24 protein-coding genes are annotated in these 23,407 nt (G+C 69.6%); 16 read left to right on the forward strand and 8 right to left on the reverse strand.

From position 1 onward, the window contains the following. Nucleotides 1–14 precede the first annotated feature (14 nt). From WBA97_RS37990 to WBA97_RS38005, 4 genes are read left to right on the forward strand one after another with little or no spacing between them, the layout of a single operon-like run. On the forward strand, nt 15–1,631 hold the full coding sequence (locus WBA97_RS37990; RefSeq protein WP_424235874.1) for an acyl-CoA synthetase: 1,617 nt from the start codon (nt 15–17) through the stop codon (nt 1,629–1,631). Further along, nucleotides 1,618–2,715 carry an NAD(P)H-dependent flavin oxidoreductase gene (locus WBA97_RS37995; protein WP_424235875.1) on the forward strand — a complete coding sequence of 366 codons (1,098 nt, stop codon included), beginning with the start codon at nt 1,618–1,620 and terminating at the stop codon, nt 2,713–2,715. Before WBA97_RS37990 ends, WBA97_RS37995 begins: the two co-directional genes overlap by 14 nt. Beyond that, complete coding sequence (locus WBA97_RS38000; protein ID WP_424235876.1) at nt 2,712–3,242, forward strand: NUDIX domain-containing protein; 531 nt, start codon at nt 2,712–2,714, stop codon at nt 3,240–3,242. Before WBA97_RS37995 ends, WBA97_RS38000 begins: the two co-directional genes overlap by 4 nt. Then, entirely contained in the window at nt 3,239–3,763 is a 525-nt protein-coding gene (locus WBA97_RS38005; protein WP_424235877.1) for an NUDIX domain-containing protein, read from the forward strand. Before WBA97_RS38000 ends, WBA97_RS38005 begins: the two co-directional genes overlap by 4 nt. Before the next feature lie 63 nt (nt 3,764–3,826). On the opposite strand, the gene WBA97_RS38010 is transcribed toward WBA97_RS38005, so the two are convergent. From WBA97_RS38010 to WBA97_RS38025, 4 genes are read right to left on the reverse strand one after another with little or no spacing between them, the layout of a single operon-like run. Then, a complete protein-coding gene (locus WBA97_RS38010; RefSeq protein WP_424235878.1) occupies nt 3,827–4,036 on the reverse strand; it encodes a DUF5302 domain-containing protein in 210 nt (69 codons plus the stop codon). Between the two features lie 4 nt (nt 4,037–4,040). After that, nucleotides 4,041–5,636, reverse strand: a complete 1,596-nt coding sequence (locus WBA97_RS38015) for a long-chain-fatty-acid--CoA ligase (RefSeq protein WP_424235879.1) — start codon at nt 5,634–5,636, stop codon at nt 4,041–4,043. Between the two features lie 11 nt (nt 5,637–5,647). Then, on the reverse strand, nt 5,648–6,775 hold the full coding sequence (locus WBA97_RS38020) for an acyl-CoA dehydrogenase family protein (protein WP_424235880.1): 1,128 nt from the start codon (nt 6,773–6,775) through the stop codon (nt 5,648–5,650). 6 nt (nt 6,776–6,781) lie between these two features. Next, nucleotides 6,782–7,972 carry an acyl-CoA dehydrogenase family protein gene (locus WBA97_RS38025; protein WP_424235881.1) on the reverse strand — a complete coding sequence of 397 codons (1,191 nt, stop codon included), beginning with the start codon at nt 7,970–7,972 and terminating at the stop codon, nt 6,782–6,784. Between the two features lie 125 nt (nt 7,973–8,097). Between WBA97_RS38025 and WBA97_RS38030 the strand changes: the two genes are divergently transcribed. From WBA97_RS38030 to WBA97_RS38075, 10 genes are all read left to right on the forward strand, one after another. Further along, on the forward strand, nt 8,098–8,991 hold the full coding sequence (locus WBA97_RS38030; RefSeq protein ID WP_424235882.1) for a 3-oxoacyl-ACP reductase: 894 nt from the start codon (nt 8,098–8,100) through the stop codon (nt 8,989–8,991). 14 nt (nt 8,992–9,005) lie between these two features. Further along, entirely contained in the window at nt 9,006–9,767 is a 762-nt protein-coding gene (locus WBA97_RS38035) for a glucose 1-dehydrogenase (protein ID WP_424235883.1), read from the forward strand. 178 nt (nt 9,768–9,945) lie between these two features. Continuing rightward, a complete protein-coding gene (locus WBA97_RS38040; protein WP_424235923.1) occupies nt 9,946–10,677 on the forward strand; it encodes an MlaE family ABC transporter permease in 732 nt (243 codons plus the stop codon). Then, on the forward strand, nt 10,677–11,534 hold the full coding sequence (locus WBA97_RS38045) for an MlaE family ABC transporter permease (protein ID WP_424235884.1): 858 nt from the start codon (nt 10,677–10,679) through the stop codon (nt 11,532–11,534). The genes WBA97_RS38040 and WBA97_RS38045 overlap by 1 nt, the downstream gene beginning before the upstream one ends. A gap of 25 nt (nt 11,535–11,559) precedes the next feature. Continuing rightward, nucleotides 11,560–12,876, forward strand: a complete 1,317-nt coding sequence (locus WBA97_RS38050) for an MCE family protein (RefSeq protein ID WP_424235924.1) — start codon at nt 11,560–11,562, stop codon at nt 12,874–12,876. Further along, entirely contained in the window at nt 12,873–13,910 is a 1,038-nt protein-coding gene (locus WBA97_RS38055) for an MCE family protein (protein WP_424235885.1), read from the forward strand. The genes WBA97_RS38050 and WBA97_RS38055 overlap by 4 nt, the downstream gene beginning before the upstream one ends. After that, nucleotides 13,907–14,932 (forward strand): MCE family protein, encoded by a 1,026-nt coding sequence (locus tag WBA97_RS38060; protein WP_424235886.1) that lies wholly within the window; start codon nt 13,907–13,909, stop codon nt 14,930–14,932. The genes WBA97_RS38055 and WBA97_RS38060 overlap by 4 nt, the downstream gene beginning before the upstream one ends. Before the next feature lie 11 nt (nt 14,933–14,943). Next, nucleotides 14,944–16,140 (forward strand): MCE family protein, encoded by a 1,197-nt coding sequence (locus tag WBA97_RS38065; protein WP_424235925.1) that lies wholly within the window; start codon nt 14,944–14,946, stop codon nt 16,138–16,140. Next, the gene (locus tag WBA97_RS38070; RefSeq protein ID WP_424235887.1) at nt 16,137–17,288 is read left to right on the forward strand and encodes an MCE family protein; all 1,152 of its coding nucleotides are present in this window, start codon (nt 16,137–16,139) and stop codon (nt 17,286–17,288) included. The genes WBA97_RS38065 and WBA97_RS38070 overlap by 4 nt, the downstream gene beginning before the upstream one ends. Then, on the forward strand, nt 17,288–18,517 hold the full coding sequence (locus WBA97_RS38075) for an MCE family protein (protein ID WP_424235888.1): 1,230 nt from the start codon (nt 17,288–17,290) through the stop codon (nt 18,515–18,517). The genes WBA97_RS38070 and WBA97_RS38075 overlap by 1 nt, the downstream gene beginning before the upstream one ends. Before the next feature lie 23 nt (nt 18,518–18,540). Here the strand turns inward: WBA97_RS38075 and WBA97_RS38080 are convergent, their stop codons facing one another. From WBA97_RS38080 to WBA97_RS38090, 3 genes are read right to left on the reverse strand one after another with little or no spacing between them, the layout of a single operon-like run. Continuing rightward, the gene (locus WBA97_RS38080; RefSeq protein ID WP_424235889.1) at nt 18,541–19,185 is read right to left on the reverse strand and encodes a TetR/AcrR family transcriptional regulator; all 645 of its coding nucleotides are present in this window, start codon (nt 19,183–19,185) and stop codon (nt 18,541–18,543) included. A 46-nt stretch (nt 19,186–19,231) separates the two neighbouring features. Further along, nucleotides 19,232–20,023, reverse strand: coding sequence for a DUF1700 domain-containing protein (locus tag WBA97_RS38085; protein WP_424235890.1), 792 nt, complete (start codon nt 20,021–20,023; stop codon nt 19,232–19,234). Next, on the reverse strand, nt 20,020–20,346 hold the full coding sequence (locus WBA97_RS38090) for a PadR family transcriptional regulator (protein WP_424235891.1): 327 nt from the start codon (nt 20,344–20,346) through the stop codon (nt 20,020–20,022). Before WBA97_RS38090 ends, WBA97_RS38085 begins: the two co-directional genes overlap by 4 nt. A gap of 257 nt (nt 20,347–20,603) precedes the next feature. Here WBA97_RS38090 and WBA97_RS38095 point away from each other — a divergent pair, with 257 nt between their 5' ends. After that, complete coding sequence (locus WBA97_RS38095; RefSeq protein ID WP_424235892.1) at nt 20,604–21,845, forward strand: hypothetical protein; 1,242 nt, start codon at nt 20,604–20,606, stop codon at nt 21,843–21,845. Between the two features lie 24 nt (nt 21,846–21,869). Here the strand turns inward: WBA97_RS38095 and WBA97_RS38100 are convergent, their stop codons facing one another. Next, a complete protein-coding gene (locus WBA97_RS38100; protein ID WP_424235893.1) occupies nt 21,870–22,931 on the reverse strand; it encodes a dihydrofolate reductase family protein in 1,062 nt (353 codons plus the stop codon). Between WBA97_RS38100 and WBA97_RS38105 the strand changes: the two genes are divergently transcribed. Continuing rightward, nucleotides 22,930–23,394 (forward strand): cupin domain-containing protein, encoded by a 465-nt coding sequence (locus WBA97_RS38105; protein WP_424235894.1) that lies wholly within the window; start codon nt 22,930–22,932, stop codon nt 23,392–23,394. The two genes, WBA97_RS38100 and WBA97_RS38105, sit on opposite strands and share 2 nt — an antisense overlap. Nucleotides 23,395–23,407 lie beyond the last annotated feature (13 nt).

Here is a 23,407-nt window from a genome sequence, read left to right on the forward strand (position 1 = left end):
TCTAGTTTAAGCACGTGGCCCTCAACATCGCGGACCTCTTCGAGCATGCAGTCGACGCCTTTCCCGACCGGATCGCGATCGCGTGCGGCGACCGCGCGGCGACGTTCGCCGAACTGGAGGGGCGTGCCAACCAACTGGCCCATCACCTGGCGGAACAGGGCATCGGGCGCGGTGACCACATCGGTCTATACAGCCGCAACTCCATCGAGGCGATCGAAACCCTGCTCGCGGCGTACAAGCTGCGCGCGGTGACGGTCAACGTCAACTACCGCTACGTCGATAACGAGTTGCGATATCTGTTCGACAACGCGGACCTCGTCGCCGTCGTCCACGAGCGGCGCTACGCCGACCGGATGGCCGCGGTCCTGCCGGACACCCCACGGGTGCGGCACACGATCGTCGTCGACGACGACACCGATCTCCCCAGCGACAGCACGGCGTACGAGTCCGCGCTCGCGGGCAGGAGCACCGAGCGTGACTTCGGCGAACGCAGCCCGGACGACCTCTACATCCTGTTCACCGGCGGGACCACCGGGTACCCGAAGGGCGTGATGTGGCGCCACGAGGACGTGTGGCGCACGCTCGGCGGCGGCATCGACTTCTACACCGGCGAGGCCCTCGCCGACGAATGGGCGCAGTCGCAGCGCGGTCGCGAGTCCGGCGGCATGACGCGGCTGCCGTGCGCGCCGCTGATCCACGGCGCCGCGCAGTGGGCGACGCTGCCCGCGTTGTTCTCCGGCGACACCGTGGTGCTGCTGCCGCAGTTCGAACCGCACGACGTGTGGCGGGCGATCGACCGGCACCAGGTCAGGGTGGTCACCATCGTCGGCGACGCGATGGCGCGGCCGCTGCTCGCCGCGTTCCAGGAGGGCGACTACCAGGCGACGTCGGTGATCGCGTTCTCCAGCCACGCGGCGCTGTTCTCGCCGTCGGTGAAGGAGCAGATCCTCGATGCGCTGCCGAACGCGGTCATCACCGATGCCATCGGTTCGTCGGAGTCCGGGTTCCAGGGCATGGGCATCATCATGAAGGGCGCCAAGCAGGGCAGCGGCGGCCCGAGGGTCAACGGCGGCCCGAGCACCATCGTGATCGACGAGGACAACCGCAGGGTCGCGCCTGGTGAGACCGGCAGGCTCGCCAGAGGCGGGCACGTGCCGCTCGGCTACTACAAGGACCAGGAGAAGAGCGCGTCGATCTTCGTTGAGGTCGACGGCGAGCGGTTCGTGGTCGCGGGCGACTACGCGCGGCTCGAGGAGGACGGCACGATCACGCTGCTCGGCCGAGGGAACGTCTCGATCAACACCGGCGGGGAGAAGGTCTTCCCGGAAGAGGTCGAGGCGGCACTGAAGTCCCACGCGGACGTGTTCGACGCGCTCGTCGTCGGGGTGCCGGACGAGCGGCTCGGGCAGCGGGTCGCGGCGCTCGTGCAGCTGTGGGATGGCCGGGAGCTCGACTTCGCCGCGCTCGGCGCGCACGTGCGGGAGCAACTCGCCGGTTACAAGGTGCCACGCAGTGTCTGGGTCGTCGAGCAGGTCGGCCGCGCGCCGAGCGGCAAACCCGACTACCGCTGGGCGAAGACCTACACCGAGGAACACGAACCCATGTGGAAGGCGGCAAATGTCGGTGTCTGAAGGGCTGTGCGAACGGCTGGGGATCCAGCACCCGATCTTCGGGTTCACCCCGTCCGAGCACGTGGCCGCGGCGATCAGCCGCGCGGGCGGGCTCGGGGTGCTCGGCTGCGTGCGGTACAACGACCCGGCCGACCTCGACGCCGCGCTGTCCTTCATGGACGAGAACACCGACGGTCGCCCGTACGGCGTGGACATCGTGATGCCCGCGACGATCCCGGCCGAGGGCACGCCGAAAGACCTGTCCGAACTGGTTCCCCAGGGGCACAAGGACTTCGTCGAACGGACGCTGCTCAAGCTCGGCGTGCCGCCGCTGTCCGGCGAGTCTGCCGGTGACGCGGGGGTGCTCGGCTGGCTGCACTCCGTCGCGCGGTCCCATGTGGACATCGCGCTGAGGCATCCGATCTCCTTGATAGCCAACGCGCTGGGCTCGCCGCCGCCGGATGTCATCGAGCGCGCGCACGACGCCGGGGTGCCGGTCGCGGCGCTCGCGGGCACCGCGGCGCACGCAAGGCGACATGTCGACAATGGGGTCGACATCGTGGTGGCGCAGGGCTACGAGGCGGGCGGGCACACCGGCGAGATCGCGTCGATGGTGCTGGTCCCCGAGGTCGTCGACGCGGTCGGCGCCCGGGTGCCGGTGCTGGCCGCGGGCGGTATCGGCAGCGGACGGCAGGTGCTCGCCGCACACGCGCTCGGCGCGTCCGGTGTGTGGATGGGCTCGTACTGGCTGACCACCTCGGAGTACCAGCTGGGCGGCAGTCCGATCCAGACGGCGCTGGTGCGTGCCACCTCCAGCGACACGGTCCGGTCGCGGATCTACACCGGCAAACCCGCGCGGCTGCTGAAGAACAGGTGGACGCAGGCGTGGGCGGAGCCGGACGCGCCGGAGCCGCTGCCGATGCCGCTCCAGAACATGCTCGTCGGCGAGGCGCACCTGCGGATGAGCAGGGGCGGCGACCCGGACACGGTCGCCATGCCCGTCGGGCAGATCGTGGGCCGGATGAACGAGGTTCGCCCGGTCGCGGAGGTCATGGCGAGCCTCCTGGCCGAGATCGAGGAGGCGCGGGCCAGACTGAAGGCGTGAGCATCAGGACCATTTCTTCCCGGATCGTGTACGAGAACCCGTGGCTGACGCTGCGTGAGGACGAGATCGAGCGCGAGGACGGGTCGCGCGGCATCTACTCGGTGATCGACAAACCGGACTTCGCGCTGGTCGTCCCGTTCGAGAACGACGGCTTCCACCTGGTGGAGGAGTACCGGTATCCGCTCGGCCTGCGGCGCTGGTGCTTCCCGCAGGGCGCGTTCCCGCAGGGTGTCACCGGCACGCCGGAGGAGCTGGCCGCCGCCGAGCTGGGTGAGGAGACCGGGCTGACGGCAGGCCGGTTCGAGCGGCTCGGGTACCTCAACGGCGCGCACGGCATCACCGGGCAGAGCTACCACGTGTTCCTCGCGACCGATCTGACCCCGGGGGAGCCGAGGCGGGAGGCCACCGAGCAGGACATGCGTCAGGAGTGGTTCCCGCGCGGCGAGGTGGAGCGGATGCTGCGTGACGGGGTGATCACCGACGACTCGACGCTCGCCGCGTACCTGCTGTTCACGATGCGCTCATGAAGCGGTTGTCGTCGCGACTGGTGTACGAGAACCCGTGGCTGTCGCTGCGTGAGGACCGGGTCGAGCGGGCGGACGGGTCGAGCGGCATCTACTCGGTGGTCGACGCCGAGGACTTCGCGCTGGTCATCCCGTTCGAGAACGACGGGTTTCACCTGGTCGAGCAGTACCGGTACCCGGTGGGCGCGCGGTCGTGGGAGTTCCCGTCCGGGTCGTTCCCGGCCGGGGTGACGGGCACGACGACGGAGCTGGCGGCCGCCGAGCTGGGTGAGGAGACCGGGTTCACGGCGGGCAGGCTGACGAGGATCGGGTACCTCAACCCGTCGAACGCGATGTCGGGGGTGGGGTGCCACGTGTTCCTGGCGAGGGAGCTGACGCCGGGGGAGGCGCGGCGGGAGGTCACCGAGCAGGACATGCGTCAGGAGTGGTTCCCGCGTGGCGAGGTGGAGCGGATGCTCCGCGAGGGGGTGATCACCGACGGGCCGTCGATCGCGGCATATCTGCTGCTCAGGCTCGTCAGCTGACACGGCTGCCGGTGGAAGAAAAAGAGGGCCGGCGCGAACGCCGGCCCTCCTGTGCTCGTCACCTCAGCCGCTCTTGCGGCGGAAGGTGCGCTTGGCGGCCGCGGGGCCGTGGGCATTGTCCACCTTGGAGCGGGCGTCCGCGTGTTCCTGGCCCTTGCGGTTCTGCGCCTGCTTGCGCTCCAAAGCCGCGCGGAACGCGGCCTTCACATCCTCCTGCGGGGGCTCTGCCTCGGCGGGCTCTGGAGTGGATGCGGGTTCGGGTGTGTCAGGCATGACCTCAGGGTCGCACGGACCGGGCACCCCAGTCGAGCCGGATTGGGTCGCACGACGGGGTCAACGGCCCGAACTCCAGTTTGGGGCCCTGGCGCCACCACACGGTGTCCGGCGTGCGCCAGCGCTGCGCCGACAGCGTCCGCTTCAGCACCTTGTACGTGGCGGTTCTGGGGAGTCTCGCCGTGATCCGGATGAACCTCGGCACCTGCTTGGGGCCCAGGTCGGACTGGTCGGCCAGGAACGCGGCGAACTCGTCGGGGTCGAACTCGCCGCGTACCACGAGTGCCGCCATCACCTGGTCGCCCGTCGACGGGTCCGGCACCGCGTACACGGCGGCCTCGGCGACCAGCGGGTGGCGCAGCAGGATTCGCTCGATCGGCGCGGTGCCCAGGTTCTCGCCGTCGACGCGCAACCACTCGGACGTGCGGCCGACGAAGTAGAGGTAGTCGTGCTCGTCGCGGTAGGCGAGGTCCCCGCTCCAGAACCTGCCGTTGCGCAGCCGGTCGGCGTCCGCGGCCGAGTCCCTGTAGTAGCCGGCGAACTGGCCTGCGCCCCTCGTGTTCACCAGTTCGCCCACCTCGCCGGGTGGGCACGGCGAACCCGCCGGGTCGAGCACCGCCAGGTTGCCTTCCATGCGGCCGATCGAGCCCGCCGGTGTCCCGGGTGGACGGGGCACCACGATGCCGCCCTCCGTTGAGCCGTACGCGTCGACGACCTCGCAGCCGAACCGCGTCGCGAACGCCTCGACGTCGCGCGGGTTGGCCTCGTTGCCGAACATCACCTTCAGCGGGTTGTCCGCGTCGTCGGGCTGTTCTGGGGTGGAGAGAATGAAGGACAGCGGTTTCCCAACGTAGTTGGCGTACGTGGCGCCGTAGCCCCGCACGTCCGGGAGGAAGCCCGACGCCGAGAACCGCCGCCGCAGCGCGATGCGGGCGCCCGCGGCCAGGCCGACCGCCCACCCGGCGATGATCGCGTTGGAGTGGAACATCGGCATCGAAACGTACGTGGTGTCGCCGGGGCCCAGTTCGTACCGCGCCGCCAGCATCGCGCCCGGTCCGGCGATCTTGGCGTGCGTGCAGCGCACCGCCTTCGGCTCGCCGCTGGTGCCGGAGGTGAAGATCAGCATCAGCAGGTCGTCCGGTTCGGCGGGCACCGCCGCCAGCTGCGAGTACTGGTGGCGGAACGCGGTCACGTGCCACGCGGCCGAGTCGATGTCCAGCACGCGGGCGCCGGTGTTGAGGCCCTGCAACAGTTCCACGTACCTGCTGTCGGTCAGCACGACCTGGCAGTCGGTGAGCTGGATGTCGCGGACGAGCGCCTCGCCGCGTCTGCTGGTGTTGAGCCCGACGAGCACCGCGCCAGCGAGTGCCGCGCCGCCGAGCAGGAACGAAAGTTCCGGCACGTTGTCCAGCAGCACGCCGACGTGGAACGGGCCTGGGCGCCGCAGCGATCGCAGCAGGGCGGCGCGGTCCGCGCATTCCCGCACGTGGTCGGCCCACGACCACTGCCGGTCCTCGAACACGAGACCGGGATTCGCATCATCCGCGCGGGCGAGCAACAGCTCGGTGACGGTGGGGACCTGATCCCCCTGCGCGGTCATGCGCAACCTCCTCAGGCCGGCTCCGCGGCCAGTGCGATACCGATGCGGCGCAGCTGCGTGGTGGCGCCGCCAAGACTGAACTCGATGCGTTTCGTGGCCACAAAATATCGATGCAACGGGTAGTCCACGTCAATACCCACTCCGCCGTGAATGTGAACCGCGGCATGGGCAATCCGGTGCCCGCCATCGGCGGCCCAGAACTTCGCCGTCGCGATCTCGTTGTGGGCAGCGAAATTTTTGGACAGTCGCCAAGCGGCCTGCCACAGCGTCAGGCGGATCGCCTCGGCGTCGATGTAGCAGTCGGCCAACCGCTGTCCCACCGCCTGAAATGTCGCAATTGGTCGGTCAAATTGCACTCTACCAGTTGCATATTTGGCCGTCAGCTGCAGAGATTCCGAGGAGACGCCTGCCTGGAGCGCGCAGAGTCCGACCGTGCCGCGGGTTGTGAGCCAGTCGACGACGGCCGCTCCGCCGCCCGGTTCGCCGAGCACGCGGTCGTCGCCGAGGGCCACATCGTCGAGCTCCAGCAATGCCTCGGAGTCGCCGTCGACGATCTGCTGGCGCCGCACGGTAACGCCGGAATCGCCTGGGGTGATAAGGAACACAGTCAGCCCCAGCGGGGTTTCCGCGGGTACCAGGAACAGCTTCGCGACCGGCCCGGCCTGCACGGCGACCTTTGTCCCGTGTACGTGCCATTGCGCGGGTGCTCCCGCACGCTCGGCCCTCGTCGTGGGTCGTGCGGGATCGTCGCCGACCTCTTCGGACAGTGCGGCGGTGAGCACCACGTCCCCCGCCGCCGCTGGGGCCGCCCACGTGGTGCGCTGCGTGTCGGTGCCGAACTCGGCGATGGCCGACGCCGCCTGGACGATCGAGCACAGGTACGGCACGGGCGCGACCGCGCGGCCCAGCTCCACGAGCACGGCGCACTGTTCGAGCAGGCCAAGCCCGCTGCCGCCGACGGACTCCGGCAGCGCGGCGGCCAGCACGCCCGCCATGGCCAGGTCTGTCCACAGTGCACGGTCGAACCGGTCGCCGGTCGCCTCGACCTCGGCGAGCCGCGCGGGGCTCGTGTGGTCGGCGAGAATCGTGCTGGTCAGCTCCGCGAGGTCGGAGAACTCATCACTGAACGAGAAGTCCATGCCGGATCACCTCTTCGCCGGGGGCAGGCCGAGTCCGACCGCTGCCACGATGTCGCGTTGTACCTCGTTGGTGCCGCCGCCGAAGGTCAGGATCAGCGACGCGCGGTGCATGCGTTCGACCCGGCCGCGCAGCAGCGCGCCGGGTGAGCCCGCCCGCACGTACGCCTGCGGTCCGAGCACTTCCATCAGGAGCCGGTAGGCCTCGGTCGCGAACTCGGTGCCGAACACCTTGGTCGCGGACGCGTCGGCGGGGCTGAGCCCCTTGCCGGAGTCGTTGTCGGCACCCCACGCGATCTTCCAGTTCACGAGCTTCAGGAACTCGGCCTTGGCGTGCACGCGTGCCAGGTGAATCTGTACCCACTCCTGGTCGATCACCCGCCGTCCGTCCGGAAGTTTCGTGGCCTGCGCCCATTGCCGCACCTCGCGCAGCGCCTCGCGGACCGGCGCCGACGACGTCAGCGCGACGCGTTCGTGGTTGAGCTGGTTGGTGATCAGCGGCCAGCCGCGGTTCTCCTCGCCGACGAGCGCGTCGGCGGGCACCCGCACGCCGGAGTAGTACGTCGCGCTGGAGGTCGGGCCGGACATCGTGTGGACCGGGGTCCACGAGAAGCCATCGGCGTCGGTCGGGACGATCAGGATGGACAGGCCCTTGTGCTTGGGCGCGCCGGGGTCGGTGCGGCACGCGAGCCACACGTAGTCGGCGTAGGAGATCAGCGAGGTCCACATCTTCTGGCCGTTGACCACCCACTCGTCCCCGTCGCGGACGGCTCTGGTCCGCAGCGACGCGAGGTCCGTGCCCGCCTCCGGTTCGGAGTAGCCGATCGCGAAGTGGAGCTCGCCAGCCGCGATGCGTGGCAGGTAGAACCGCTTCTGTTTCTCGGTCCCGAACCGCATGATCGTCGGGCCGACCGTGTTGATCGTCAGGAACGGCACGGGTGCCCCGGCGACGGCCGCCTCGTCGGTGAAGACGAGCTGGTCGATCATGGGCCTGGCCTGCCCGCCGTACTCCTCCGGCCAGCCGAGTGCGAGCCAGCCGTCGGCGCCCATCTGCCGTACGACCTCCTTGTACACCTCGCCGTCCCCGTAGTCGCCGCCGGCGGCGAGCGCCTCGCGCCGCCGCGGGGTCATCAGCGCGGCGAAGTACGCCCTGAGCTCGCGCCGCAGCGCCTCCTGCTCCGGCGTGTACGCGATGTGCATGCGCCCCTCCCTGGCTACTAGAACACGTTCTAAGAATGTACTAGAGTCCGTGGCAACCGAGGAGGTCCGGCGATGAAGGCGGCGCTCAACCAGGTCGATGTCATCCGGCAGATCGTCGGCTGCCGATGACTCTGGCGGGGAAGGTCGCGATCGTCACCGGCGCGGGTGCCGGGCTGGGCAGGGCCGAGGCGCTCGCCCTCGCCAGCGCGGGTGCCGACCTGGTGGTCAACGACGTCGCCGACACCGACGTGGTCGACGAGATCGCGGCACTGGGTGGCAACGCGGTGCTCGTGCGCGGCGACGTGTCCGACGCGGACACCGCGAAGGCGCTGACGGCCGAGGCGGTCGACCGGTTCGGCGGGCTGCACGTGGTCGTGAACAACGCGGGTGTGCTGCGCGACCGGATGCTGTTCAACATGACCGACGACGAGTGGGACCTCGTCGTCCGCGTGCACCTGCGCGGGCACTTCCTGGTGTCCCGCAACGCGGCCGCGTACTGGCGCGGGCAGGCGAAGGCGAACGGCGGGACCACCTACGGGCGCGTGGTGAACACCGCGTCCGAGGCGTTCCTTTTCGGTTCCGAGGGGCAGCCGAACTACGCCGCCGCCAAGGCGGGCATCACCGCGCTCACCCTCGCGACCGCGCGCGGGCTCGCCAGGTACGGCGTGCGCGCCAACGCGATCTGCCCTCGGGCCAGGACCGCGATGACGGCGGCGGTGTTCGGTGCGGCCCCGGCGGGGGTGGATCCCTTGTCCCCGGAACACGTCGCACCGCTCGTCGCCTACCTGGCCTCGCCGGCCGCGGACAGGATCAGCGGGCAGGTGTTCGTCGTGTACGGCGGCATGGTCGCGCTGCTCGCGCCGCCGACGGTCGAGGCGAGGTTCGACAGTACGCAATGGACTCAAGAGGCGCTGGACACCGCGGTCGGTGCCTACTTCGCCGACCGCGACCCGAAGAGGACCTTCGCCGCCACGGAGCTGATGACGCTCGGGGAAGACGGTCCTGATGCCACTCGCTGAGGAGTTGATGTGACATGGGCCGGCTGACCGGGAAGATCGCGCTGATCACCGGCGCGGCCGGTGGGCAGGGCGCGGCCGCCGCGCGGCGGTTCGTCGAGGAGGACGCGCGGGTCGTCGTCACGGACGTCAACGACGAGGCAGGCAAGGAGTTCGCCGCCGGGATCGGCGCGCACTACCTGCACCTCGACGTGTCGCGGGAGGACGAGTGGACGGCCGCGGTCGCCGAGGCGGTCGAGGTGTACGGGCCGCCGAACGTGCTCGTCAACAACGCGGGCATCCTGCACTTCGCACTGCTCACCGAGACCGCGCTCGACGACTACATGCGGGTCATCCAGGTCAACCAGGTCGGCTGTTTCCTCGGCATGCGGGCCGTCGCGCCGCTGATGGTCGAGGCCGGTGGCGGCTCCATCGTCAACGTGTCCTCTGTGGAGGGTCTGGCGGCGACGCCGGCACTGACCGCCTACACCGCCAGCAAGTTCGCCGTCCGGGGCATGACGAAGGTGGCGGCGCTGGAACTGGCGCGCAAAGGGGTGCGGGTGAACTCCATCCACCCCGGCGCGATCGAGACAGGTCTGCTGCCGACCGCGCTCGGCGGGCAGCCCGTCGATCTGACCTACGTCGGCAAACGGGTGCCGCTGAAAAGGGTCGGCCAGCCACCCGAGATCGCCGAGCTGGTGCTGTTCCTCGCGAGCGACGAGAGCTCCTACTGCACGGGTGCCGAGTTCGTGGCGGACGGAGGTGTGACCGCGGCCCATTCTTTGTCGAGTTTCGGGTAACCGCAACGGTTCTGGGTCGTTGTACACGTCGGGTGATGTACATGAGCGGAGCTTGCGGAGCGAATCAAACGTCACAGGGCGACCGCGAGCGGCTCCCCGGAGCCTGCGAGGGGGAGTCGTGACCGATAAGGCACAGGTGCGTCCCGCGCCGGTGCGCGGACTCGCGCAGGTCGGGCGCATGTCGACGCTCGCGTGGGAGGTCGCCAGGTACACGCCCCGGCGGCCGTTCCAGTGGCGTGAGCTGATCCAGCAGTGCTGGTTCTTCGCGAGCGTCACGATCCTGCCGACCGCGCTCGTGTCGATCCCGTTCGGCGCGGTCATCGCGTTGCAGCTCGGATCGCTGACACAACAGATCGGCGCGCAGTCGTTCACCGGTGCGGCCAGCGCGCTCGCGATCGTCCAGCAGGCGTCGCCGTTGATCACCGCGCTGCTGGTCGCGGGTGCCGGTGGGTCGGCCATGTGCGCGGACATCGGTTCCCGCACGATCCGCGAGGAGATCGACGCGCTCGAAGTCCTTGGCGTGTCGCCGGTCCAGCGGCTCATCGTGCCGCGCGTGCTCGGCATGACGATCGTCGCGGTACTGCTCAACGGGCTCGTCAGCGTGGTCGGCGTCGCGGGTGGCTACTTCTTCAACGTCGTCATGCAGGGCGGCACGCCCGGCGCGTACCTGGCGTCGTTCAACGCGCTCGCGCAGCTGCCGGACCTGTGGATCAGCGAGATCAAGGCCGTGCTGTACGGGTTCGTGGCGGGGATCGTCGCCGCCTACCGAGGGCTCAACCCCGGGCGCGGGCCCAAGGGTGTCGGTGATGCCGTGAACCAGACGGTCGTGATCACGTTCCTGCTCCTGTTCCTCATCAACGTGGTCCTGACGGGCATCTATCTGCAGATCGTTCCCCCGAAGGGCATGTAATGGCCACAGTGGACATTCCGCCGAAGGTGCCGCGACGGCTGGTCGTCGTCGCGTCGCAGCCCGCGGACGGGCTCGCCACACTGGGTCAGCAGCTCGCGTTCTACGCGCGGGTCCTCGCCTGGGTGCCGCGCACGCTCGCGCACTACCCGCGCGAGATCCTGCGCATCCTGTCGGACGTGTTCTTCGGCTCCGGCGCGCTCGCGGTCATCGGCGGCACGCTCGGCGTGATGATCGGCATGACCGTGTTCACCGGGCTCATCGTCGGCCTTCAGGGGTACTCGGCGCTCAACCAGCTCGGCACGTCCGCGCTGACCGGGTTCATCGCCGCGTACTTCGACACCCGCGAGGTCGCGCCGCTCGCGGCCGGGCTCGCGTTGTCGGCGACCGTGGGCTGCGGGTTCACCGCGCAGCTCGGCGCGATGCGGATCTCCGAGGAGATCGACGCGCTCGAGGTGATGGCCGTGCCGTCGCTGCCCTACCTCGTGACCACGCGGGTGATCGCGGCGGTCGCGGCCGTGATCCCGCTGTACCTGGTGGGCCTGCTGTCGTCCTATGTGGCGTCGCGGCAGGTGACCGTGTGGTTCTACGGGCAGTCCGCCGGCACGTACGACCACTACTTCCATCTCTTCCTACCGCCGGAGGACGTGCTGTGGTCGTTCCTCAAGGTGATCGTGTTCAGCATCGTCGTGATCCTCGTCCACTGCTACTACGGCTACACCGCGTCCGGCGGCCCTGCCGGGGTCGGGGTGGCCGTGGGCAGGGCGGTGCGCGCGGCGATCGTGGTGCAGATGCTCCTCGACTTCTTCCTGTCGCTCGCCATCTGGGGTGCGACCACGACAGTGCGGATCGCGGGGTGAGCGGAGCTTGCGAAGCGAGAAGACGATGATGAACGAACGCCGCCGGTACCAGATCTACGGGCTGATCTTCCTGGTCATCGCCGGGATGTTCGTCGTGGCATCGGTTGCCTTCTACCGCAAGACGTTCACCGAGGTCGTGCCGGTGACGCTGGAGACCGACCACGTCGGCAACCAGCTCCGCACCGGTGCGGACGTGAAGCTGCGCGGGATGGTCGTCGGCGAGGTGCGGGACATCCGGCCAGACGGCGACCACGCGGTCCTCGACCTCGCACTCGACCCGGACCACGTCGGCGACATCCCCGGCAACGTGTCCGCGCGGCTGCTGCCGAAGACCCTGTTCGGCGAACGCTACGTCGCGTTGCAGACGCCAGAGGCGCCGAACGGAACCCTGCGGGAGGGCTCGGTCATCGGGCAGGACCGCACCAGCTCCGCGATCGAGATCGAGCAGGTGCTCGACAACCTGATGCCGGTCCTGCGGGCGGTGCAGCCGGAGAAGCTCGCGTCCACGTTGAACGCGATGGCGACCGCGCTCGACGGCCGGGGCAAGCAGTTCGGCGACACACTCGTCCAGCTCGGCGACTACCTGGGGAAGATCACGCCGTCGCTGCCGGACCTGCGGGCGAACATCCAGCGGCTCTCGACGGTCGCGGACACCTACGCGCAGGCGGGGCCGGAGCTGCTGACCGCGTTGCGGGATCTGACCGTCACCACGCAGACGGTCGTCGAACAACGCGGCCAGCTCAGCAACCTCTACAGCTCGCTGACGAACGCGTCCATCGACCTCGGCGGGTTCCTTGCCGCCAACAAGGACAACATCATCAACCTGGCGAGCACGTCGACGTCCACCCTCGCGGTGCTCGCGAAGTACGCGCCGGAGTACCCGTGCCTGCTCAAGCAGCTCGTGGACGCGATCCCGTCTGCCGACAAGGCCTTCGGCAAGGGCACGGCCACCCCGAACGTCACGAAGGTGACCATCGAGATCACCGCCAGCCGCGGCAAGTACGTCCCGGGTGTCGACACCCCGAGGTACGACGACAAGCGGGGGCCCCGGTGCTACCCGGTCGCGAAGCCGCCAGCGCGGTTCCCGCAGTACCCGGAGGGCGGGCCGCTCGACGACGGGTCGTCGAAACCACCGCCACCGAACTCGGACCGGCCGGCGGACTTCCCGGACACGCTGCCGCAGGCGGCCATGGACGCGCAGGTCGCGAACACCCCGGCCGAGCGGGAACTCATCGCGGCACTCGTCGCGCCGGGGCTCGGCGTGTCCCCGATGGACGTGCCGCAGTGGTCGTCGCTGCTGCTCGGTCCGCTGTTCCGCGGTGCGGAGGTGACGGTCGAATGAGGCACTTCGTCGGACCGCTGGTCAAGATGGTCGTGTTCGCGGTCGTCACCGTCACGCTGACCGCGTTGCTCGGCCTCACGATCGCCAACACCACGCTCGGCCCGACCAGCGGGTACGTCGCGAGGTTCACCGACGCCACCGGACTCAACGATGGCGACGACATCCGCATGTCCGGTGTCCGGATAGGACAGATCACCGACATCTCGGTGGTGGACGACAAGTGGGCGGACGTGCGGTTCGACGTCGAGGCGTCGCGGCGGCTGCCCCGGTCGGTGACGGCGACCATCAAGTACCGCAACCTGATCGGCCAGCGGTATGTCGCCATCGGCGTCGGGTCCGGCGACCCCAACGCGGTGCTGAAACCCGGTGACCTGATCCCGCTGGACCGCACGCAGCCCGCGCTGAACCTGACGCAGCTGTTCAACGGGTTCCAGCCGCTGTTCCAGGCGCTGCGACCCGAGCAGGTCAACAAGCTCGCCGGTGAGCTGATCCAGGTGCTGCAGGGCGAGGGCGGCACGATCGACAGCGTGCTCGCGCACACCGCGTCGCTCGCGAGCACGATCGCGAGCAAGGACAAGGTGATCGGGCAGGTCATCGACAATCTCAACACCGTGCTGACCACGGTCAACGACCGCGCGACCGAGGTGTCGGGGCTGATCGACCAGCTGCAGCAGCTCGCGTCCGGGCTCGCCGCGCAGCGGCAGCCGATCGGTGACGCGATCAGCGCGCTCGGCGACCTGACCCAGTCGACGGCCGGGCTGCTGTCGTCGGTGCGGCCGCCGCTCAAGGAGGACATCGCCGCGCTCGGCAGGCTCGCCGGGAACCTGGCCGACCACGGGGACACGGTCGACAAGTTCCTCGCCGGGCTGCCGCACAAGGTCCAGACGATCAGCCGGGTGTCGAGCTACGGCGGTTGGTACAACTACTACCTCTGCAGCATGTCCGGCCGGATCGGGGTGTCGGACCTCGGCATCTCCGTCGACCTGCCGCTGCTGCCCATTCCTGGCACACCGCCCGCGGAGAGGTGCCGATGAAACCATTGAAGGAGCGGGACCAGGCGGCCGTCGGCACGGTGACGATCGTGTTGCTGTTGCTGGGGTTGCTCGTCGCGTTCAACTCCGACGACCTGCCGATCATCGGCGGCGGCACCACCTACACGGCCGAGTTCCGCGAGTCCGCCGGGCTGCGGCCGGGCAACGAGGTGCGGCTCGCGGGGGTGAAGGTCGGTGACGTGCGCGGGGTCGAACTGGTTCGCGACAAGGTGGTCGTGGACTTCCGCGTCGACGACGTGAGCCTCGGCGACCGCAGCACGATCTCGATCCAGATCAAGACGTTGCTCGGCGACAAGTTCCTGGCGGTCGAGTCGTCGGGGAGGACCCCGCAGAGCGCCAACGACCCGATCCCGGTCAGCCGCACACAGACCCCGTTCGACATCGTTCCCGCCGTCGGGAAGCTGTCGCAGACCGTGGACCGGATCGACACGAAACAGCTCGCGCAGAGCTTCCAGGTCATCTCCGACACGTTCGCGAACAGCCCACAGCACATGAAGGACACGCTGACCGGCCTGTCGCGGCTGTCCGCGACACTGTCCACACGGGACGAACAGCTGAAGACGCTGCTCGCGAACACCGCCGGGTTCTCGCAAACCGTGGCCGATCGCGACGAACAGCTCAAGCAGCTGTTCGCCGACGCGTCACTGCTGCTCGGCGAACTGCGGCTGCGCCGCGACGCCGTGCATCTCCTGCTCACCGGCACCACCACGCTGGCAGGTGAGCTGCGCGGGCTGGTCGCGGACAACCAGGCGCAGCTCAAGCCCGCGCTCGACGAGCTGGACCGGGTCACGACCATCCTCGCGAAGAACCAGACGAACCTCTCGGAGAGCCTGCGTTCGCTCGCACCGTACGTGCGGACGTTCAACAACGTCGTCGGCAACGGCCGCTGGTTCGAGGGCTATATCTGCGGTTTGCTGCCGCCGCCGACCGATCTCGGCGTCCTCACGATCAACCCGGAGGGCTGCACGCCGCCGCTCGCCTACACCGAGGAGGGTGGGCGATGAACGCCAGGGCGATGCTGTCGGAGAGCCAGGCGAGCCGCCGCGCCGCGCTGGTCGTGATCTACGCGCTGGCGCTGATGCTGATGATCAGCGCGGCGCTGTGGTGGATCACGATGGCGCCGTCGGGCACCAGGATCACCGCGTACTTCGCGAAGACTGTCGGCGTGTACCCGGACTCCGAGGTGAAGGTGCTCGGCGTCGGCGTCGGCCGGATCACGTCGGTGACGCCGCAGGGCGACCGGGTGAAGGTCGAGATGGCCGTCGACGACGGCATCGAGGTCCCCGCCGATGCGCAGGCGGTCGTGGTCGCGCCGTCGCTGGTCAGTGACCGGTACGTGCAGCTGACCCCGGCGTACGATTCGGGGCCGCTGATGGCCGACGGCACGGTGATCCCGCTGGCGCGCACCGCGACGCCGGTCGAGCTGGACGACCTGACCGCCAGCGTCAACGACCTCACGACCGCGCTGGGCCCGAACGGTGCCAACGAGAACGGCGCGTTGTCCGGCGTGCTCGACACGGCCGCCGCGAACCTGTCCGGCAACGGTGAGCTGTTCAACCAGACCATCCAGCAGCTCTCGGCCGCGTCCGCCGCGCTGGCGGACTCGAGCGGGGACCTGTTCACCACCGTCGACAACCTCGCCACGTTCACCGAGGCCCTCGCGGAGAGCGACGCGCAGGTCACGTCGTTCAACGACAAGCTCGCCGACGTCAGTGGCTACCTCGCCGAAGACCGCGACGAGCTGGGCACCGCGCTCAGCTCGCTCGGCACGGCGCTCACCGACGTGCACGGCTTCATCGCGACGAACAAGGACGCCATCAGCTCCAACGTCGGCAAGCTGACCGGCGTCACGCAGGCACTCGTCGACCAGCGGGCCGCGGTCGCGGAGATCCTTGACGTGGCGCCGCTCGCCATGTCGAACTTCCTCAACACCTACGACGCCGCGTCCGCGTCGTTCGCGATCCGGGGCAACCTGAACGAGCTGACCTACCCGCCGGTCCTCATGTTGTGCCGCACGCTCCGCGCCGCCACCCCGGTGGAGCTGCCGAAGACGATCAGCGACATCTGCACCCAGCTCGCCCCGTACCTCGACGGCACGCTCAACCTGCCCTCCCTGGCGGAGGTGCTCGGCGCGTTGTCGGCGGGAGAGCTGCCGCCGCTGCCGATCCCGATCCTCGACCTGTCGACCGCGGCCACGGGCGGTGGCCGGTGAAGAAGTCATTGCTGTGCTTGGTGTTCCTGCTCGCGGGCTGTGCCACGGGCGGGTTCTCCGGGATGTACCAGCTGCCGCTCCCCGGCGGCGCGGACCTCGGCGAGCACCCGTACCGGGTCGTCGCGCACTTCGGGGACGTCCTCGACCTCGTCCCGCAGGCGGGGGTGAAGGTCCACGACGTCGCGGTCGGCCGGGTCGACCGGATCGAGCTGGCGAAGGACAACAGGACCGCCGTGGTGACGATGCTGGTCAACGGTGACGTGCACCTGCCGGCCAACGCGGCCGCCGAGCTGCGGCAGTCGTCGCTACTGGGTGAGAAGTTCGTGGAGCTGCGCGCACCCGAGAGCCCGGCCGGGGCACTGCGGGACGGCGCGGTGATCCCGATCGACCGCACCAACCGTAACCCGGAGATCGAAGAGGTCCTCGGCGCGCTGTCGCTGCTGCTCAACGGCGGCGGCATCAGCCAGCTCTCGACGATCGTCGACGAGGTGAACCAGGCACTCGACGGCAACGAGCCAGAGCTGCGCGCCACGCTGGCCAACATCGACACCGTGGTCAAGGTCCTGGACGGCGAGAAGAACAACATCACGAAGGCCATCGACGCCCTCGGCCGCCTGTCCGGCAGGCTCGCCGCGCAGACCGGCGACATCAAGGTCGCGCTCGACCGGCTCGGGCCGGGACTCGCGGTCGTCAACGAGCAGCGGGACGCGCTCGTCACCATGCTGGGCGCGCTGGAGAACCTGTCGACCGTCGCCGTCGACACGGTCGAGCGCAGCCGCGACGACCTCGTCGACGACCTGTCACTCCTCGCGCCGACGCTGAACAAGCTCGCGGAGGCGGGTGCGAACCTGCCGAACTCGTTGCAGTTCCTCGTGACCTACCCGTTCACCGACTACTTCCTCAACGCCGTCAAGGGCGACTACGTCAACGTGGACGTCAAGTTCGACCTGGACCTGTCGGTGCTGCTGGAGAACCTGTCGAACGCGAGCACGCCGATCATCCCGATCCCCGGCCTGTCCCCGTCGCCCGGCCCGGCACCGTCGCAGGAGCCGCTGCTGCCCGTGCCGACGCTTCCGCAGGTGCCGAGGGGTGAGGTACCCGGCGGGCTGACCGGCCTGCTCGGCTCGCTACTGGGGGTGGGGCGCTGATGTTGTTGCGTGGCACCAAGGTCCGGCTGTTCCTGTTCGCGATGATCGCGGTCGTCGGCATCGGGTACGTCGGCGGCACCTACGCGGGTCTCGACCGGCTGTTCGGCACGCGGGGCTACCGGGTGACGGTGCAGCTCGCCGACTCCGGCGGCATCTTCGCGAACGCCGAGGTCACCTACCGAGGGGTGACCGTCGGCCGGGTCGAACGGCTGCGACTGTCCGACGACGGCGTCGACGTGGTGCTGGACATCGAGGACGACGCGCCGCCGATCCCCGCCGACACCCGTGCCGTGGTGGCGAACCGGTCCGCGATCGGCGAGCAGTACGTCGACCTGCAGCCGGCACACGACCGCGGCCCGTTCCTCGCGGACGGCTCGGTCGTGCCCCGCGACCGCACCTCGACCCCGTCGAGCCCGGAGACGTTGCTGTCCAACCTGGACACGTTCGTCGACAGCGTGCCTGCGGATTCGTTGCGCACCACGGTCGACGAGCTGTACCTCGCCTTCCAGAACGCGGGCCCGGCACTGCGGGTGCTGCTCGACAGCGCGGGCACGCTGACCGGCGCCGCGACCGAACATCTGCCGCAGACCACGTCGCTGCTGTCCAACGGCCGGGTCGTGCTGGAGACGCAGGCGGCGCAGACCCGGCAGATCCTCGACTACAGCGGCAATCTGCGGCTCCTCGCGGAGCAGCTGAAGACGTCGAACCCGGACCTCCGCAAGCTGATCGCCGAGGTGCCGGTCGTCGCCGTACAGGTCAACGACATCCTCCGCGACTCCGGTCAGGACCTCGGCGTGGTCATCGCGAACCTGCTGACCACCATGCAGGTCACGACCACCCGCACGGATGGGCTTGAGCAGCTGCTGGTGGCGTTCCCGATGATCACGGCGACCGCGCCGGGTGCGAACCCCGACGGCACCGGGCACCTCGGGCTCGTGCTGACGTTCAACGATCCGATGTCGTGCACCCGAGGCTACGAGGGCACGAAACAGCGGCCGGGCAACGACGTCACCCCCGCGCCGCCGAACGACCAGGCGTACTGCGCGGAACCGCCGGGCAGCCCGATCGGCGTGCGTGGTTCGCAGAACGCCCCGTTCGGCGGGAAACCCGTCGAGGTGCCCACCCCGGCGGCGGCGCCGAGGACCACGGTGCCGGGCCTGCCCGGCGCGCTGTCGTTCCCTGGCGGTCCGCCGACCACGCTGGGCGGGCTGCTCGCTCTTCCCACCTGATCGTCATGCCTCGACGGTGTGGACTACCGTCCCAGCATTTCGTCCACTTCGGACTGGAAGAACCGCGCGGTGTCGAAGCCCATGTCGGTGAAGTGGCCCGCGATCTCCAGGCTGATCACGCCGTGCAGCCGGGCCCACAGGCTCAGTGCCGTGTGGAGGGTGCCCGCCGGGGCCGCGCTCCTCGCCCAGTCGCGGTGGCCGTCGAGATGCTCGTCGAAGGCCGTTGCGCGACCACCGGCCGGGCCCGGCCGGTGGTCACGCAACGCGTCGAGCAGCATGCCCATCAGTTCCGCCGCGATGTCCGTGGTGGTCTGCGGCGCGTGGTAGCCGGGGATCGGGGTGCCGTAGATCAGGAAGTACCGCTGCGGGTACGCCAGTGCCCAGTCCCGCATGGCGTGCGCGATCACCGCCGGGTCGGACCCCCGCTCCTCGACCGCGGCGCGGAACGCGTCGGCCAACTGCCGGTACGCGTCGGTGACCAGGTCGGTGATCAGCTCGTCCCGGTTGGCGAAGTAGCGGTACAGTGCGGGCCCGCTCAGGCCCATCGCCTTGGCGATCGCGTTGAGGGACAACGCGGACGCGCCCGCCTCCGCGATCTGGGTCCAGGCGTGTGCCTTGATCTCGGTCCGCACCTGGGTCCGGTACCGCTCGCGAGGAGTCGTGCTCATCCACTGACTGTAACAGCTAATTGCGTGAGTGATAACTTGTAACAACTCACCAGGCTGGCGCGCCGAAGGTCAGGATCGGCAGGAGTTCCACCGCCTTGATGGCGACGCCGACCGCCCACCCGCTGAGCGGGAGGCTGAGCCACAGCCACCGCCGGTCGTGTGCCGTGCGGCGGGCCACCACCATCGTGAGTACGGCGCCCGCCACCGCCAGCACGCTCGGGACTGGTTCGTACCAGCCGAACCAGTGCCACAGCCACACCATGCCGAGCCATACCAGCCCGGCCCGGACGAGGAACCACGCCGGCCGCAGGGACCTCAGGTAGGCGGCGACGGGCAGGAAGTGCTCGGCCGCCGACAGTCGCGCGGCCACCAGGCGCAGTTCGGGCAGTGCGGCGATCTCGCTCGCGATCGTCCTGCGCACGCCGATCGCGAGCCAGGACGCGAACAGCGCGAAGGCGAGGAACACCAGCGCGGGCCGGGGATCGTTCGAGTAGATGCGCGCGACGAGGTAGCCCGCCACGCTCGCGGCGACCGTGGTCACCACGAGCACCGCCAACGCGGTGCGTGTCAGCCACAGCGGCCGCTCCGCCGAGGGCTTGTCGGGTACACCCATGGCGCTGCGGAGCTCCCTGGCGTACTCGGCGGGGTCGCCGAGCAGGTCGGCCAGCGTGGTCCCGGACGATTCCGCTGGCTCCGCGTCGAGGCCCGCCGCGATCGCCGCGACCTGCGGTTCGAGGTCCTGGACGATCTCCTCGATCTCGGCGGCCGGGAGGCCCGCCAGCTCACGCCGCAACCGGTCCAGATAAGCCTGGACCTCGGTGTCCGTCCTGGTGTTCACGCCGTCTCCCCTTCCAGCAGATCCGTCATGGTGTTCGCGAACCCGCGCCACGTCTTGGCTCCGTCGGCGAGGCGGGCCCTGCCGACGTCGTTGAGCGCGTAGTACTTGCGGTGCGGGCCCTCCTCGCTCGCACGCACGTAGGAGGTGAGCGCGCCCGCGTTGTACAGGCGGCGCAGCGTGCCGTAGACCGACGCGTCGCCGACCTCGTCCAGCCCTGCCACGCGGAGTCGCCGGACCACGTCGTACCCGTAGCCGTCCTCTGTGCTCAGTACCGCGAGCACGGCGAGGTCGAGCACGCCCTTGAGTAGTTGGCTGATCTCCATCGGTGTGTCCAGACGTGTCGCGAGTAATGCGGGTTGGACACTACCACGCAATGCGCGGTAGTGGCACGCATGATCGTGGAGCACGCAATTTCTGGGCAGTTCAGGGCAATTCCATTGGTCGCCCTCCGTCACTCGGATAGGCTCGCGATCGCCCATTCGGGGGCGGGGCGGTTCACTGGGGGACACGGTGAGTTGTATGCGCCTGCTCCAGTCAACGGCTCCACGCACTACCTGAGTTGACGATGAGGGGTTTCTTGATGCGTAGTCGAAGATTTGTGGCCGTGGCCGCGGCGGTGGCGGCCGCCCTGGTGGCGGGGATGCCCGCCGCGAGCGCCGAGCCCGAGGACGGCGCAGGGGTGAAGGTCGACCGGGCGCAGGGGGCGGGCATGCGTGCCGCCGCCGTCGACCCGATCCCGTCCGAGTTCGTCTCGGTGGCACCCGTCCGGGTGCTGGACACGCGGATCAGCGGGATCCCGGTCGGCCCCGGCCGCTCGGTCACCGTGGACCTGTCGGCGCAGACGCCCGACACCGCGACGTCGGTCGTGCTGAACGTGACCGGGGTGACGCCGACCGCCTCGACGTTCGTGACCGTCTACCCGGCGGGCGAGGCGCGGCCGACGGCGTCGAACCTGAACCTGGCCGCCAGGAACACGCGCGCCAACTCGGTCGTCGTGGCGCTGAGCCCGGACCGGCGCGTGACCCTGTACAACAACTCCGGCAACACGCACCTGGTCGCGGACCTCTCCGGCTACTACAAGGCGGAGCCCGCGAACCGGTACGACACCATGAACCCGCGGCGGGTGCTCGACACCCGGTCCGGCGCGCCGCTCGGCCCTCGTGGCGTCGGTTACCTGAACCTGTCGTCGTTCGTGCCCGCCGGGGCCACCGCGGTGACCTTCAACATGACCGGTGTCGGTGCCACGGCGTCGACGTTCCTCACCGCGTACCCGAACGGGCAGACGCGGCCGACGGCGTCGAACATCAACCTGGCGCCGGGTGAGGTCGTGCCGAACCAGGTCACGGTGCAGATCGGGACCAACCGGTCCATCGCGCTCTACAACAACTCCGGCAACACCGACGTGATCATCGACCTCGTCGGCTACTACTCGCCCAGCGGGACCTACGAGTTCATCGCCATCTCCCCGACGCGGTCGTGGGACTCCCGCCAGGACGACGGCCTCCGGCCGAACTACTTCGTCGGGCTGACCGGGTGGGGCGGCGAGAGCGACCCCGTGGCGCTCTGGGCGGTCGCGGGCAACGTGACCGGTGTCAACGCGACGGCACCCGGGTTCGTCACGCTGTGGCCGGGTGGCCAGCAGAAGCCGAACGCGTCGACACTGAACGTGGTGCCCGGTCAGGTCGTGGCGAACGCCGTGACCGTGGGGATCGGCTACGAGCCCGACCCCGGCATCGCGGACCGGTCGGTGAACTTCGCCAACAGTGCGGGCTACGTCGACGTGATCTTCGACGTCGCCGGGTTCTTCGTCGTACTCAACTGACGACCACTCGCGTCGCCCGGGTGTTCACTGCCCTGGCGACGCGAGCTGTCGCCGGTTCACCTCGCGGACCTCGTCCGCCAGTTCCGGTCGTTCGACGACCGTCACCCCGGCGCCCGCGAGTTGTTCCGCGCCATCGCCGACCACGAACGTCGACGGCTCCCGGTAGGCGAAGACCACGCGCGGGATGCCGGCGTCGAGGATCAGCCTCGCGCACGGGCGCGGCCGGGACCTGCGGGTGCCGCACGGTTCCATGGAGCTGTAGATGGTCGCACCGGCCAGGCGCGGGTCGTCGTCGGCGAGCTTGGCGAGCGCGGACTCCTCGGCGTGCACGGTGTCGTCGGTCTCGCGCGAGTAGCCCCACGCGATCTCCTCACCCGCCGCGTCGACCACCACCGCGCCGACGCTGAACGCGGTCATCGACGGCGGGCACCGCCGCGACAGCCCGACCGCACGGGCGAGCCAGTGATCGTCCACAGCGGACTCGCTGAGCAGGTACCTGTGCAGCACGACGTTCCCGATGGGCGCGACGGCCGCGAGCGTCGCTCGGTGGTCCTTCGACCACGGGAACCGTCCGTCGTGGACAAAACGGGGCGCGGCGCTGTCCCCGACGAAGAACGGTGCGATCACCAGCTGCAACTCGTCGACCCGGCCAGAGGCGAGGAAGCCGGTCAGCACCCGGCCGCCACCCTCGACCATGAGCCGCTCGACCCCGCGTGCGGTCAGCTGTCCGAGGACGTCCTCGACGGACCCGTTGGTGACGAGCGTGTCGCCGTCGGCGCGGAACGCCGCGTCGGCGGGCAGCTCCCCGTTCGACAGCACGACCTTCAACGGCGTCGCGGGTTTCCCGGCCGCCTCCCGCGCGGCCCGCCGGGCGGGAGAGCGCACCGAGAGCCGGGGGTTGTCGTTGCGGACCGTGCCCGCGCCGACGAGGATCGCGTCGACCCCCGCGCGTTCGGCGTCCACCCGGTCGAGGTCGGCGGCGTTGGACAGCACGAGCCGCTCACCGGAGTTGTCGTCGAGGTACCCGTCGAGCGAGATCGCGCAGCTGAGCAGCACATACATGGTGTCGCCTATCATCCCAGACATGTCGTTCACGGGTGAGGTCAGCGCGACGTACCGGCCGGTGGACACCCCGCCGGAGCTGTCGGGTCCCCAGACCACCGCGCGGTTCCTGGCCACCGGTGCGTTGACAGGCGGCCACTTCGGACTCTTCCAGTGGGACATGGCACCGAGGGCAGGCGGCCCTGCCGCGCACTACCACAGGACGTTCTCGGAGAGCTTCTACGTGCTGGACGGCACGGTCCGCCTCTACGACGGCGACCGCTGGGTCGACGCCGTGAAGGGCGACTACCTGTACGTCCCGGAGAACGGCATCCACGCGTTCCGCAACGAGACCGACGAGCCAGCGTCGATGCTCATCCTGTTCGCGCCGGGCCCGTCGCGCGAGGAGTACTTCCTCGAGATGGCCGAGATCGCCCGCACCGGCAGGCAGCTCACGCCCGAGGAGCGCACGGAGTTCCTCGCGCGCCACGACCAGTACATGGTGTAGGTCGTGGCGCCGC

The sequence above is a fragment of the Actinophytocola sp. genome, assembly GCF_049647105.1.
In the GTDB taxonomy this organism is placed as follows: Bacteria; Actinomycetota; Actinomycetes; order Mycobacteriales; family Pseudonocardiaceae; genus Actinophytocola.

Excerpts from the sequence above, each read along its gene's own strand:
- WBA97_RS38100 (WP_424235893.1), bottom strand. The coding sequence starts at position 22,931 with ATGTCTGGGATGATAGGCGACACCATGTATGTGCTGCTCAGCTGCGCG.
- WBA97_RS38065 (WP_424235925.1), top strand. The coding sequence starts at position 14,944 with ATGCTGTCGGAGAGCCAGGCGAGCCGCCGCGCCGCGCTGGTCGTGATC.
- WBA97_RS38015 (WP_424235879.1), bottom strand. The coding sequence starts at position 5,636 with ATGACCGCGCAGGGGGATCAGGTCCCCACCGTCACCGAGCTGTTGCTC.
- WBA97_RS38060 (WP_424235886.1), top strand. The coding sequence starts at position 13,907 with ATGAAACCATTGAAGGAGCGGGACCAGGCGGCCGTCGGCACGGTGACG.
- WBA97_RS38080 (WP_424235889.1), bottom strand. The coding sequence starts at position 19,185 with ATGAGCACGACTCCTCGCGAGCGGTACCGGACCCAGGTGCGGACCGAG.
- WBA97_RS38005 (WP_424235877.1), top strand. The coding sequence starts at position 3,239 with ATGAAGCGGTTGTCGTCGCGACTGGTGTACGAGAACCCGTGGCTGTCG.
- WBA97_RS38105 (WP_424235894.1), top strand. The coding sequence starts at position 22,930 with ATGTCGTTCACGGGTGAGGTCAGCGCGACGTACCGGCCGGTGGACACC.
- WBA97_RS38020 (WP_424235880.1), bottom strand. The coding sequence starts at position 6,775 with ATGGACTTCTCGTTCAGTGATGAGTTCTCCGACCTCGCGGAGCTGACC.
- WBA97_RS38025 (WP_424235881.1), bottom strand. The coding sequence starts at position 7,972 with ATGCACATCGCGTACACGCCGGAGCAGGAGGCGCTGCGGCGCGAGCTC.
- WBA97_RS38095 (WP_424235892.1), top strand. The coding sequence starts at position 20,604 with ATGCGTAGTCGAAGATTTGTGGCCGTGGCCGCGGCGGTGGCGGCCGCC.
- WBA97_RS38010 (WP_424235878.1), bottom strand. The coding sequence starts at position 4,036 with ATGCCTGACACACCCGAACCCGCATCCACTCCAGAGCCCGCCGAGGCA.
- WBA97_RS38045 (WP_424235884.1), top strand. The coding sequence starts at position 10,677 with ATGGCCACAGTGGACATTCCGCCGAAGGTGCCGCGACGGCTGGTCGTC.
- WBA97_RS37995 (WP_424235875.1), top strand. The coding sequence starts at position 1,618 with ATGTCGGTGTCTGAAGGGCTGTGCGAACGGCTGGGGATCCAGCACCCG.
- WBA97_RS38050 (WP_424235924.1), top strand. The coding sequence starts at position 11,560 with ATGATGAACGAACGCCGCCGGTACCAGATCTACGGGCTGATCTTCCTG.
- WBA97_RS38030 (WP_424235882.1), top strand. The coding sequence starts at position 8,098 with ATGACTCTGGCGGGGAAGGTCGCGATCGTCACCGGCGCGGGTGCCGGG.
- WBA97_RS38090 (WP_424235891.1), bottom strand. The coding sequence starts at position 20,346 with ATGGAGATCAGCCAACTACTCAAGGGCGTGCTCGACCTCGCCGTGCTC.
- WBA97_RS38075 (WP_424235888.1), top strand. The coding sequence starts at position 17,288 with ATGTTGTTGCGTGGCACCAAGGTCCGGCTGTTCCTGTTCGCGATGATC.
- WBA97_RS38055 (WP_424235885.1), top strand. The coding sequence starts at position 12,873 with ATGAGGCACTTCGTCGGACCGCTGGTCAAGATGGTCGTGTTCGCGGTC.
- WBA97_RS38035 (WP_424235883.1), top strand. The coding sequence starts at position 9,006 with ATGGGCCGGCTGACCGGGAAGATCGCGCTGATCACCGGCGCGGCCGGT.
- WBA97_RS38040 (WP_424235923.1), top strand. The coding sequence starts at position 9,946 with ATGTCGACGCTCGCGTGGGAGGTCGCCAGGTACACGCCCCGGCGGCCG.